Origin of the sequence: Vagococcus fessus (genome assembly GCF_003987565.1) — a bacterium.
Lineage (GTDB): Bacteria > Bacillota > Bacilli > Lactobacillales > Vagococcaceae > Vagococcus_D > Vagococcus_D fessus.
In genome coordinates this window covers 1-14144 of sequence record NZ_NGJY01000003.1, presented here as the reverse complement: position 1 = coordinate 14144, position 14144 = coordinate 1, and the positions used below count along the sequence as shown (strand labels likewise).

Below are 14144 nucleotides of genomic sequence, written 5' to 3'. Positions count from 1 at the left end.
TTAATTTTTTGCGATATATTCATTTAAATCTAATTCAACACCAGCGTCTCCGCCAAGTGGTGTTGTCTTAGTATTAAATACAACCCCATGATTATTTTTTAATGCTTTAAGTGCCACAATATCTTCTTCACCTACTGAAATGTAGTTAGATAACTTTGTTTTGCCTTCTGCAAAATGAATATTTCCAACGTTTAATTCTTTAATTGGAACGCCACCTTCAACTAAACGTAAAACATCTTTTGGATCTTTACATACTAAGAATATAGATTGTTTCGGTGATGCTTTATGAATTTTTTCGCATGTTTCTTCGATGTTAAAGAAACGCATCCCAATCTTTTTATTAATAAGTGACTTCATCAACGTTTGTTGAATTGAGTTTGTTGACACTTCATCATTGGCAACGATAACTAAGTTGGCTCCTAAAGAGTTAATCCATAATTGTCCTTGTCCGTGAATTAAACGCTCATCAATTCTTACCATTTTAATATTTGGTTCTGTCATTTTAATTTCCCCTTTTCTTTTTACCAGTATAATTCCCAGTCTTTATAAAATCTAACTAATGCTTCTAAATAGAAGTAATCGCCCCAGATATTGCCTTCATCAACACCTTTACCAGAATGCCATGAGTAAACACCATGTCTTAATAATGCATTTTCTGTATTCAAATCTTTATAAGTATAGTTTGTCATCATTGCACGCATCATTGTGTGCATACTTTGTTGATAAACTTGTCTTTCTGGATCTGTTTCAGGTAAATATTTCAACATTTCGTGCATTCCACAAACAGCAATCGCTGATGATGATGAATCACGAGATTGTAAATCACCATCTGTAAAGATTAAATCCCAGAAAGGAACATTATCTTCTGGTAGACGATTTAAGAAGTAATTTGTTACCGCTTTAAAATCAGGGAAGATTGATTCATCTTTATTCGCATAATATTGTAACGCTGTCCCGTAAATTGCCCACGCTTGACCTCGCGCCCAACTTGAGTCATCTGCATAGCCTTGACGTGTCATTCCTTTAACAGGTTCACCTGTTTTAGGGTCAAAGTAATAAGTATGGAAAGTTGACGCATCTTCTCTAAACGCTGTTTCCACTGTTGATTTATAATGCGTATTTGCCATATCCACATAACTTGAATCGCCAGTTTCTTCAGCAGCCCAATATAATAGTGGGATGTTCAATAAGCAATCTACGATTAAACGATAGTTATCTTCTGCCCCTAATTCGCCCCACGCTTGGATAAATCCACCTTTTTCTTGGTAACGACTTGCTAATTGATCTGCTGCTAATAAAGCAGCTTTTCTAGCATTTTGATTCCCTGTTAATTTGTATGCGCTAACACAAGATGGAATATATAAGAAACCTAAGTCATGATGGTCTACTTCTATTTTATTTTCAATACGGTGTAGGAAGCTATCAACATGTTTTTCACCAAGAATACGGTATTTTTCATCTCTAGTGACGTCATAGGCTAACCAAACCATTCCTGTCCAAAAACCGTTTGTCCATTCTGTATTATCCATTAAGACATATTCGCCTTGTTTAGTCGCTGGCCACGGAAAACGTTCGCCAAACTTAATCATATTATGATCAACTAATTCTAAAGCTTGTTTCATAGCCTTTTCAATTTCATCACGAGTGATTAGTCCTTGTTGATAAAAACGATGACTATTCTCTAATTTCTCAATTTTCATTTGTGAGTCTCTCCTTCATTTCCTTTTTACACTTTATATATAAGCAAATAGCGTGCCAAAAAAAATAAAGCCTATAATATAGGCTTTATTTTTTAATTTTTAGATGTATTTTCACTTTTATTGGATGTAAGAGACTAATATTGGAAGTTATTTAGATTTAAACTAAACAATTGATGTAAATAAGCAATCTCTCCTAAATCTACTTCAGCATGATAAATAGATTCAAATTTAGCTAGTCCATCTTTTATTACTTTAATAAAATACTCATGCTCTTTAGAAAATTCACTCAAATCTGTTGAATGATTTTCAACATACGTACGAGTAATAACACGCTCAATCATACAACTAATATGAATATATAAAGCTGTTCTTAAGTTATTTGGAATACTTAATTGGAATTCCTCTTCCCATAATTCCATCATTTCGGTAATCAGTTGAATTGTTTTTTCTGGATTTAAGATACTCAACATCGTTACCAAATTCTCAAGAGATAAGGTCTTCATTAAACCATTATTCAAATTATGAATCTCACCTGCTGTTAGATACTCATCAAACATCCGAGATAAATGATTAATTCCTTCTTCACTCATAATATCATCCAATCCTAAGAACTGAACATCTTGTATTTTAGGATCTGTCGTTCCAATACTTCCAAGAACCTCATATCTAGCAAAGAATGTTGTATTAGTTTTCATTGTTGTCAAATGTTTAAAGTCTGTCACAACTAATTGAATATTAGCAGACTTGGGCAAGTTTTCCTCAAAAATATCTTTTAATTTATTCGCAGTTCCAATTCCCGTTTGACATGAAATAATTAAAGCTTTCTCTTTAGGTACCTCTGGTTCAAACACTGAACACTCTGAATAATGACTCTCAGAGGCTTTTAACGCTAATTGTGAGATATTTTCTTTATTTATAATTTTAAAACCAACATCTAAAGCGAGTTTTGTAGAGACATTATCAATAACTGCAAAAGGCCCCTCTACCCTATCTTGAATAGCCAATCTCAAATCCTCTGTATGACCAATATCTATTAGTATCACAGTTCCATTACGTGTTTCATGTAAGGATAAATAACGTTTTAACTTAGCTGTAATTTCATTAAATGATACATCCAAATCCATATCAATACCATGAAAAACACGTTCACCAATCATTTTATTAGCGGTTTGAGACAAACTACTTGCTGTTGTAGGACCGTGACAAATAATAACACCTTGAATTTTATCTATAGAAAAAGCATTATAATAATATGTCACAATAATCGTAAACATCAAACTATCAAATCCGCTTAACCGATCTGATAAATAAGGTAACAACTGACACAATAATTCTTTTAGTAACTTAGCATGACTCGATGGTACAGAAAGCTCTTCTTCAAGTATAGATAGTATCTCAACCACTTCTGAAGTTGTGACATCATCATACTTATTAACAGAGATAACTAATTCTAAATAATCTCCAATAAGCTGTTGGGCTTCATGGCTAAATTCAATTTGATTTTTTTCAAACATCGTTGTACTAATATAAGACATTGTATCTTTAACAGAAGTATGAACTTTGGGATCAATTAAATTTTGACTTTTATGACGTGTAATCAATTGTTCTAATTTATCGAAACATTTATTGACATACTCTGAACCTGTGTATTTTCCATTCAAGAGCTGTTCATTATAAGTTACAATTTTTTCATTCATCTTAAGGAACAGATTTCGTGTTTTATTATGATCCGGATCATTGATAGTTCCATCAGGGTATACCTCTATTCGTTCTTCACTAAACATATCAACATATTTTATAGCATCATTTTTCATAGATTTAGGTAAGTAACTTACATTAATATCTATCGGATCATTATCATTCTCTAAATTAATAAATGCATTTCCTACTAATGATTTGACTAAGTTTTTCATCTCTCCCACATTTCCAGTATAAGAATATCTTACTAAAAAATGAAATAACTCGTTACTTATAAAGATAGGGCGATTAGTACTCTTACATTCATTTTTTAAAAAGTACAATAAGAATTCCTTCTTCTCTTGATACCCTCTGGCATCTAAAGATGGTACTTTTGTTACAATTGGAATACGTCTAATAAATGTTTCAAGTAAAAAGTCATCAATCTCTTCAGTTGTGGCAAAAACTAAACGAACTTTAGCTTCTGACCACTCTTTATTTTCTCCTATAGGCTTATATTTACCTTCATCTATAAAGTAAAATAACTTTTCTTGACTCTCTGATGATAGCCTGTGAACTTCATCTATGAATAAAATCCCCCCATCACTAGCATCAATGATTCCTTTTCTATCTTCATAAGCTCCAGTGAAACTTCCTTGCTTATAACCAAACAGTTTCGAAGATAATAATTCTGGATTATCGGCATATTCAGCACAGTTAAATATTTCTAATGGTGCCTCTTCAGGTAAAATACTTTCTTTTTTAGCATAATCATATAATTGTTTCACCAGAAATGTTTTTCCAGTCCCTGTATCACCTGTTAATAGTAGAGGTAAACCATTAGTCGGATATTTCAAAGCTACCTTACATTGCCTTAACACTTCAGATAAACTTCTCTTAGCTCCGATTAATTGGTCTAAACTATTACTTTTACATTCTTTTTCTACTTCCTTAAAACTAGAAAAAATATCTCTATCAGGATACTTACCAAACAACTCCTTAAGTAAACTCACCGGTAAATAAAAAACAGGTTTTGTATTAATTTTAACTAATTTTTTTTCTTTAAATAAACTATTGAGGTAATGATTAACCAATGTTACTTTTTGGTCAGATATAGCCGCTATAGTCTGAGTTGTTGCAAATTTATAATTTTCAGAGGTGAATGCTTCAGCTTTTCTACCCTCATTTATTAAATAATCAAGATAATCATTTTTCTTCATAATACTCACCCTTATCCATTTAAGAAATTTAATGTTTGTTATTTTCAATGATTACCTTGAATGATATAGAAAAACGCTAACAAAATCAAGTAGTTGTTCCTAAAAGAATATACAAAAAACACCGTAATTACAATATTTATTGCACTTACAGTGTTTTTTTATTCTATATAAATTTATATAAACGTAGTTAGTTGTCCAAAAACTATACATATTAATAAGGAAACAGAATTTCCTATTAAGAAATACCGTTGAACAATCGCTCTAACACTTTAAGAGTCAAACGACGTCCTTTCCCAGCAAATGGGAAAGCATGCATATGCATTGCCGGGTTAAAATTAGCTTCAATAATACCATATCCAGGATTATCTGGCGTTACCTCAGCATCAACATCTGGAATGATTAAATCAATTCCACTTATTGTCGCACCTAATGCTTGAACTGCCTTAGCGGCAACCTCTTTATAATACTCTGGCATCTCATCTGTCATATCAATAGAATCGCCACCCGTACTTACATTAGAATTTTCTCTCAAGTAAACCACTTGATCCTTCTCTAGTACGCTCTCTACAGTTAGTCCTTGTTCTTTAAGCATTAGCTTTTCAATCGGTCCTAACTCAATTAATTGTAACGGTGTACGGTGTTTCGTTCCACGTAAGCTATCTTGATTTTTCACCTCAACGAGTTGAGCAATAGTCGAAACTCCGTCTCCCTTAACATTTGCCGGTACACGAAGCATAATCGCCTCTGTCTTATCACCAATAACAAAAAAACGGTACTCTGTTCCTGGTAAGAATTCCTCAACTAATACCTCAGTATCCTCTTTAAACGCAATATCAATCGCTTCAGAATAGTCTTCTAAGCTTGCGCCCTCTTTAAAGATTGAAATTCCTAAACCATAATTCGTTGACTTAGGCTTAACAACAATCCCACGGTCAATAAAATAAGCATAACTAGCAATTGCATCTTCTTTAGTTGTAAACTCTTTACCCGCTGGCACTTTAAAACCTGCTTGGTCTAAAACTTTTTTGGTCACTGTTTTATTTTCCATCATAAGTGACACAACATACGTATCAAGACTTGTCATATTCGCTTTTTTAACGTATTCTACTTTACCATCAAAACTCAATTTTAAAAATTGATCTTGACGGTCTAAAATTTCTGCTGAAATCCCTTTTTGTAAACAATCAAATAACAATAACTGTGTTGATAATTCCATATCACGGAACCCTGCTAATTGATAAGGTTTCTCCCAAGCACTTGCTTGATAAGTATTTCCTAACTCTATCGCAAATTTTTCTTGCGTTTCTTGAGCTTTAATTTCAGTTAACATCTTACCTGCTAATGTTTCTTCAGGATTAGCTAACAACCTTCCTAACTCTTTAACTAAACCAATGTCATCATCAGATGATTCGATACTTTCCATCATCTCTAACCAGGCAATGAGTAGACGTTCGCCTTCTTCAATCTGACTTGTTGGAGCCAAAGGATTTTCTAAAGCCACTTGATTATTTAAACGTTCACCTTCACGTAACCACTCATCACTGTCAATCGGTGCCTCATCTAACCATAGCATTAGCATTAAGAAATAATGTAATAACTTAATCTGCTCTTCTGTAATACCATAATTGGCAAATGGGTTGTTATCAATATTACGAATCTCGATGTACCCCACACCTTTTTCTTGAATAGCAGCAACTGAACTGCCACCACGTAAACGAACGGCAGAATAAAATTCTTTCTCTTCTGAGATTTTGCCAGTTTCAACCAATTTTTGAATGCTCGTCGCATAATCATCCATTGATTTATATGAGACAAAAACTGACTCATCATTCGTATAGCCAAAATTACTATTCCGAATACTTCTAACAGGCATATTCGGTCTACCTTTCGGACATCCCGTAAAATAGCCTTCCTCAGATAACGGTGCGGCACCCATCATATACGTCACAAACCAACGGTAACGTAAATAATTACGAGATACCTTTAAATACACATCCGTCTTAAAATCTTTGAACGTTTGTGTACTGTCTGATTTTTCATGTAACTGTTTTAAAAAAACAGAATCAAATTCAAAATTATAATGAATCCCACTTACCATCTGCTTACGCTTTCCATAAGTCTTAGCTAAGTGTTCTCGATAAGCTACATCTTTATCCGATGCCAATTTGGCAATCTTAATCGCGTCATCATTTTCAGGTAAAACTGGTGGCATACTTAACGGCCAAAGCATTTCATTTTCTGGTAATGTTCGTCTTACCACATCATGCAAACTTGCTAGATGCTCAAAAACTTCGCGTTCTGAATTCGCAACAGGTGTAATCATTTCAACCTGAGTTTCACTAAAATCCGTTTGAATCGTCGGATGAAAGGCTCTATTACCAAACTCTTTAGGATGATCTGTCGTCGCTAACTCACCTGACAAGGTCACACGCTGACTTTCTTTTTCTATTCCAATACGTGATTCTTTAAATAACGAACGTATTGGTAACTCACTTAATAATTGCTGTATATTTTTCATAGGGCTTTTCACCTCATTCTTTGTTCATTTTCAGAACTAAATTATAGCATTCTCGCGTTAAAAAAGCTTTAATTTGAGCTTATTTAACGCCAATAAAAAAAGATGAACTCATAATAGAGTCCATCTTTTGGATTAATCCATTAGGCCTTTAAATAAACCTTGAACATATTCTTCTGGTTTAAATGGATATAAGTCTGCTAACCCTTCACCTAAACCAACTAATTTAACTGGTAAGTGCAATTCATTACGAATCGCTAACACAATACCACCTTTAGCTGTGCCATCTAATTTTGTTAAGACTAAACCTGTTACATCCGTCACTTCTTTAAACTGTTTAGCTTGAACCATTGCATTTTGTCCTGTTGTCGCATCAAGTACTAATAACACTTCATGAGGCGCATCAGGAATTTCACGCTGAATAATACGTTTAATTTTTTCTAGCTCATTCATTAAGTTTACTTTATTTTGTAAACGTCCTGCAGTATCAACTAGTAAAACATCTGCCTCTTGCGCTTTAGCTTGTTCGATCGCATCATAAACAACAGCTGCCGGGTCACCACCAGCATTGCCACGAACAACCTCTACTTGTGCGCGTTCGCCCCATACTACTAATTGGTCAATCGCACCCGCACGGAACGTATCTGCGGCAGCCATTAAGACTTTTTTACCTTCTAATCGATATTGATTGGCTAATTTACCAATACTTGTTGTTTTCCCAACACCGTTAACACCAACAAATAACATGACTGTTAACTCATCTTTTTGTAGGTTAATTTCATTATTTTCATCTTGGCCTTGTTCCTCATAAACTTCAACCAATTTATCAATAATAACACGTTGAACATCTTCTTGTTTTTTAGCATTTTGAAGCTTCACTTCTTTACGTAAATCTTCTGTAATTCTCATTGCTGTTTCAAATCCAACATCGGCTGTTATTAATGTTTCTTCTAATTCTTCAAAGAAATCTTCATCTACTTTACGGAAATTAGATAATAATTCATTAAAGACTTGAGAGAAGGTACGGCGTGTTTTCTTAAGCCCTTTAGCCATCTTTTCAGATGATTCTTCTGACTCAGAAGTTTCTTCTTTCTCTGGTTCTGGTTCTGTCGTTTCAACTTCTACGACTTCTTCTGCTGCTTCTGGTTCTGTCGTTTCAACTTCTAGGACTTCTTCTACTGCTTCTGGTTCTGTCGCTTCAACTTCTACGACTTCTTCTACTGCTTCTGGTTCCGTTGCTTCAACTTCTACGACTTCTTCTGCTGCTTCTGGTTCCGTCGTTTCAACTTCTACCACTTCTTCTACTGCTTCTGGTTCCGGTTCCGTTGCTTCAACTTCTACCACTTCTTCTACTGCTTCTGGTTCCGTTGCTTCAACTTCTACGACTTCTTCTGCTGCTTCTGGTTCCGTCGTTTCAACTTCTACGACTTCTTCTGCTGCTTCTGGTTCCGTTGCTTCAACTTCTACGACTTCCTCTTCCTGTATCTCAGGTGTTTGTGGTTCATCAACATTACCACCGAACGCTTTTTTTATCTTCTTAAAAAATCCCATTCATTTCGCCTCCTTCTAGTTTAATACAAATTTTTCGACAGCAACTGCTACGCCGTCATCTTCATTGCTTACCGTAATATGTTGCGCGACATTTTTAACAACATCACTACCATTTTCCATTGCGACACCTAAACCAACAAATTCAATCATTGATAGATCATTTTCTTCATCACCTAATCCCATCATTTCCTCTGGCTTGATATCTAGAATCTCCCCTAAACGTTTCAAACCGAAGCCTTTAGACACTGTTTTTGGTAAAAATTCAAACAAATACTCACCTGATCTGACAATATTATATTTCTCATGATAGGACTTAGGTATTTTAGGTAAATGCTCATCAATTAACTTCGGCCCTACTGCACAAACCATTTTATTAATACCGTCTAATTTACTAGATTCTTCTAAATTAATTTCACCATATGTCAGTAATGGGTTTAACGTATAATATAACGACTTAGAATTTTGGGGTTGCGGTTGAACAGTTAAAACAGAGCTCCCTACAACTAGGTCTAGAGGTAGACCCATATCGTAAGTTAAATCATAGATATCTTCAAGATTATCCTGCGTCATCAATTGTTTCGCAATAACCTCTCCCGTATCATTACGCTGGATCAAGCCGCCATTAAAAGTCACAGCATAATCCCCTTCATCTAATAAATTCAACGTTTCTAAATGACCGACAACTGAATTTAAAGGTCTGCCTGTACAAAGTACAACCTTAACACCCTGTTCTTTTGCCTTCATTAACGTTTCACGATTTTTATCTGAAATAGTTTTATCATCTTTTAATAAGGTACCGTCTAAATCAATTGCTATTAATTTTATCATCTTGGCTCCCCCTCTTTAATTCCTAATCTCCGACTTGTGGTTTAATATCTCCACGGTCATTCACATCTTCTAAACGAACTGACACAATATTTGACACACCCGATTCTTGCATCGTCACACCATATAAGACATCTGCAGCTTCCATTGTCCCTTTACGGTGAGTAATCACGATAAACTGAGTATCATCTTCAAAGTGACTTAAATACTGTCCAAATCGAGCAACATTCGCTTCATCAAGCGCTGCTTCGACCTCATCCAACACACAGAAAGGAACGGGTCTAACTTGAATAATCGAGAATAGCAAGGCTATCGCCGTTAAGGCACGCTCGCCACCTGATAATAGAGTTAAACTTTGAAGCTTCTTACCTGGTGGTTGCGCCACAATTTCAATCCCTGTATTAAGTAAATCATCAGGATTAGTTAATTGTAAATCAGCATGTCCGCCACCAAACATATTAGGAAATACCACTTGGAATTTATCACGAATAGCAATGAATACTTCTTCAAATTTCTCTTGAACCACACGGTCCATCTCATTCATTGTATCAAATAAACTCCCTTTGGCTTCTAATAAATCATCGCGTTGCTCAATTAAGAATGTGTAGCGGTCATTCACCACATCATACTGTTCAATGGCTGCCATATTAACAGGCCCTAATCGGTCGATACGTTGTTTTAATTCCTTAATTGACGTCTTAGCTTCTGCTATATCTTCCACTAACACAAAACGTGCTTTAGCCGCTTCATAGTTCATACTATACTCTTCTTGCAGTTTCTGAAGGGCGTTATCTAGCCCAACTTCAGATCTATTTTTCAAGACCTCAACTTCAGACTTCTCACTTGATAATAATAAGTGATCTTTATTAGCTTTTGTCAATTGCTCATCTGTATCCGTAATAGAGGCTTGGACTTGTTCACGTTCCGCTTTAAGAGTCACTAACTTCTCTTGTATCTCTAACTTCTCAGCATGTAATTTCTGCATTTTTTGCTCAATCTCAGCTTGCGTTTCTTTATGAGTTGAATGGTTAGCTGTTAACTGTTTTAATTGTTGGTTCAATTTAGCTAAATCAGACTCAACCTCTTCTACATTCTTCTCTTTATCCGTTAAAGTATTTTTTACATGCACACACTGTTCACTTAAAACCGCTACTCTCGCCTGATAATGTTGTAACTCTTTTAGTGCTTCTTCACGTTTTTGAGCCGTTACTTCTTCTCGCTCATCAGTCGCTGCCATTTCTTTATCTAAACGTTCACGCTCTGCTTTTAACTCTTCAATCTGTGTTGTCAATTGTTTTTTTTGTTCTTCATAACTCGCTAAGAAATTATTTAATCCTGCGGTTTCATGTTCAAACAACTGCAACTCACGTGTTAATTGCTGTTGTTCTTTTACCAGCATATCCACTTTATTTTTTAAATCTTGCTCTTTAAAGCGACTTGATTCTACCGCTTCACGAGTGACCTCAAATTGCTCTTCACTTGTCTTAACTAATTCTTTCAAATCTTGAACTAATTTTTCGCGCTTGGCTAATTCACTTTCCATTAAAGACACTTGTTCTGTTAATTTCTGTAACTCTTCACCTTTAGAAAATAGATTTCCTTTGCCACCTTTTTTAGTCGCACCACCCGTCATTGAGCCGCCTGGTTTCATCACATCACCTTCTAGTGACACGACACGGTATTGATACTGTGTTTGTTTCGCGATTGCATTAGCACTATCTAAATCTTTAGCTAAAATCGTCGCACCAAGTAAGCTTTTAACAACCGGTTTTATTTTGGCATCAAATGTAACCAAATCAGACGCAATCCCCATATACCCAGGAATGCCCTCTATCATTTGAATTCTATCTTTCGGAATATGTCTTGGTTCAATTATCGTTAGTGGTAAAAATGTCGCACGACCTAAACGTTTTGATTTAAGGTATGAAATTGCGCCACGAGCAGCTTTCTCATCTTCCACAATCACATTCTGAGCACTTGCTCCTAACGCTGTCTCGATTGCCAAGCTTAGCTCCTTAGGTACTGTTACTAATTCTGCTACAGCCCCAACAATTCCTTTTAATTCAGACTTCTCTTTCAAGACTGAACGAACCCCTTCAAAGAACCCTGCGTAACTTTCTTGAAGTTCCTGTAAACTCTTCAAACGCGCTTTAGCTTGTTGCAATGTTCCCATCGCATCATACATTTGCTTTTCTTTAATCACTAACTCATCTTTACTACCTAATGCTTTTTTGCGATGAGAGTCAGATTGACTCGTTAAATCTTTCGTAGATTCACAAAAATCAGCTAATTCTTTCTCAGCTTGCTCTTTCTTCTCTTGAATTGCCGCTAATGATTGGTGCAGTTCATCATGACGTTTTACTGCTGAATGATTTTTAGAACTTTCTTGGTCATACTGACGCTCCAAATGCTTTAAATCATTCCCCAAATTAGCTTGCTTTTGCATCACTTCAACATAATCACTACGTAAATCAGCTAGCTGCTCCTTAGCAGAACGACTATAGATTTCAACACGCTCTGTTAGTTTTTCAACTTCTTCCATCGCGTTCTTTTTATCCTGTTCTTGGTGTTTCAAATCAGCAATTAAGGCTTCACGTTCTTCTTTAAGTTGTGCTAATTTTTGGGTCAGCTTTTCATGTGATTCCGCATAATCAGCAGATGTTTTAGCCGTATTTTCACGACGCTCTATAAATAAATTCTTTTGACCCTCCGCCTGTTCATACAATTCAGATGTTCGAAGTAACTTTTGTTGATACGTTTCCAACTGCTCATCCAGATGTACACGACGCTCTCTCAAGTCAACTAAAGACGTTTCATAGCCGGCTACAGACTGTGTCATAACAGTTAATCTCGCCTCAAGCTCTTTTAACAACTCACTCTTTTTATTCCACGTTTCCTTTAGTTGCTCAATATCCTTAACCGTAACACCTACATCTAACGTTGTTAATTCCTCTTTCAAGGCAACAAATTCTCGAGCTACCTTACTTTGAGCCGCTAACGGTTCTAATTGCGCTTCTAACTCATAGACAATATCTTGAACACGATTCAAATTATCTTCTGTTTCAAATAATTTACGTTCTGCTTGTGTCTTACGCTGTTTATACTTCAAAACCCCTGCAGCTTCTTCAAAAATACCACGACGATCTTCTGGCTTACTATTAAAAATCCCCTCTACCTTACCTTGAGAAATAATAGAGAATGATTCTTTCCCTAAACCAGAATCCATAAATAATTCAACAACATCTTTTAAACGACAGGGTTGTTTATTAATAAAAAATTCACTCTCACCCGTTCGTTTCAGTCGGCGAGTCACACTAACTTCACTAAAATCAAGTGGTAAAAATTTTTCTTCATTATCTAAAACAACTGTCACTTCTGCAATATTTAACTGCTTACGCTTCGTCGTTCCTGCAAAAATAACGTCTGGCATCTTACCCCCACGTAAACTTTTGGCAGATTGCTCTCCTAAAACCCAACGAATAGCTTCTGTGATATTACTCTTACCACTGCCATTAGGGCCAACAACAGCTGTTAAACCTTTATCAAATTCAATAACTGTTCTATCCGCAAATGATTTAAAACCTGCAATCTCTATCTTTTTTAAATACACGACTGGCCCTCCTCTCAGATTTTCTCTCTAAAAAGAGAAAGTCAGCTGAACAAATGCCAAAGACTCATTCATCCAGCTGTAGCTGTCTCTTATTTGTGTAGTTGTTTAATTGCAATAGCTGCCGCTTGTTGCTCAGCCATTTTTTTCGATTTACCTTTACCTTTACCTATCACTTTATCACCAACACTTACCTCAACAAAAAATTCACGTTCATGGGCAGGGCCTTCTTCACTAACCAGTGTATAAGTTATCGCCACATCTCCATTACGTTGTAAAATTTCTTGTAAAGCTGTTTTATGATCCATCTCATGTGAAAAAGCACCAGATTCTATTTTAGGAATAATAACTTGATGAACAAATTTAACTACCGCTTCTAGTCCTTGGTCTAAATACAATGCGCCTAAAAATGATTCAAATAAATCACATAGCAACGCTGGACGCTTACGGCCGTTAGAATTTTCTTCACCTTTCCCTAATCGTACATGCTTATCAAATTCACACTCTTTAGCAAATTTTGATAAACTATCTTCACAGACAATAGCTGCACGCATCTTCGTTAATTTACCTTCAGATAAATCAGTATATGTTCCGTATAGATATTCAGAAATAATCAGTTCTAAAACTGCATCTCCTAAAAACTCCAAACGTTCATTATCTGTTAGATCTAAATAACGATGCTCATTCACATAAGATGAATGGGTAAAAGCTTGTTCCAGTAGAATTGTATTTTTAAATTCTACATTGTAATTCGTCTTAACTAATTTAATCAATTCTTCTGTCATTGACATCACCCTCTATATTTTTACTACACTTCCTTCATTATACTGGTTTTACCGACTTTTTTAAATGATTTAGCCAAAATAACTTAAATACTTATATAAAACAAAAAAAGACACATCGAAATGTGTCTTTACCGTAATATCTAAGCGTGGCAACGTCCTACTCTCACAGGGGGAAACCCCCAACTACCATCGGCGCTAAGAAGCTTAACTTCTGTGTTCGGCATGGGAACAGGTGTATCCTTCTTGCCATCGCCACCACACTTT

General features: G+C 35.4%; 8 protein-coding genes and 1 rRNA gene. All 9 read right to left on the bottom strand.

All coding sequences use genetic code 11. The features are described from left to right. Entirely contained in the window at nucleotides 1–501 is a 501-nt protein-coding gene (locus tag CBF31_RS08290; protein WP_126831949.1) for a PTS sugar transporter subunit IIB, read from the bottom strand. A gap of 20 nt (nucleotides 502–521) precedes the next feature. Beyond that, on the bottom strand, nucleotides 522–1700 hold the full coding sequence (locus CBF31_RS08285; RefSeq protein WP_126831948.1) for a glycoside hydrolase family 88 protein: 1179 nt from the start codon (nucleotides 1698–1700) through the stop codon (nucleotides 522–524). Nucleotides 1701–1834: 134 nt separating this feature from the next. Beyond that, complete coding sequence (locus CBF31_RS08280) at nucleotides 1835–4597, bottom strand: sigma 54-interacting transcriptional regulator (protein ID WP_126831947.1); 2763 nt, start codon at nucleotides 4595–4597, stop codon at nucleotides 1835–1837. Between the two features lie 235 nt (nucleotides 4598–4832). Continuing rightward, nucleotides 4833–7115, bottom strand: coding sequence for a bifunctional glutamate--cysteine ligase GshA/glutathione synthetase GshB (gene gshAB / locus CBF31_RS08275; RefSeq protein WP_126831946.1), 2283 nt, complete (start codon nucleotides 7113–7115; stop codon nucleotides 4833–4835). Nucleotides 7116–7247: 132 nt separating this feature from the next. After that, nucleotides 7248–8663, bottom strand: a complete 1416-nt coding sequence (gene ftsY / locus CBF31_RS08270) for a signal recognition particle-docking protein FtsY (RefSeq protein WP_126831945.1) — start codon at nucleotides 8661–8663, stop codon at nucleotides 7248–7250. Between the two features lie 15 nt (nucleotides 8664–8678). Further along, nucleotides 8679–9491 (bottom strand): Cof-type HAD-IIB family hydrolase, encoded by an 813-nt coding sequence (locus CBF31_RS08265; RefSeq protein ID WP_126831944.1) that lies wholly within the window; start codon nucleotides 9489–9491, stop codon nucleotides 8679–8681. Nucleotides 9492–9513: 22 nt separating this feature from the next. Continuing rightward, a complete protein-coding gene (smc, locus tag CBF31_RS08260) occupies nucleotides 9514–13098 on the bottom strand; it encodes a chromosome segregation protein SMC (RefSeq protein WP_126831943.1) in 3585 nt (1194 codons plus the stop codon). Nucleotides 13099–13187: 89 nt separating this feature from the next. Further along, a complete protein-coding gene (gene rnc / locus CBF31_RS08255) occupies nucleotides 13188–13880 on the bottom strand; it encodes a ribonuclease III (RefSeq protein ID WP_126831942.1) in 693 nt (230 codons plus the stop codon). Between the two features lie 144 nt (nucleotides 13881–14024). Further along, nucleotides 14025–14140 (bottom strand): 5S ribosomal RNA (rrf, locus tag CBF31_RS08250). Nucleotides 14141–14144 lie beyond the last annotated feature (4 nt).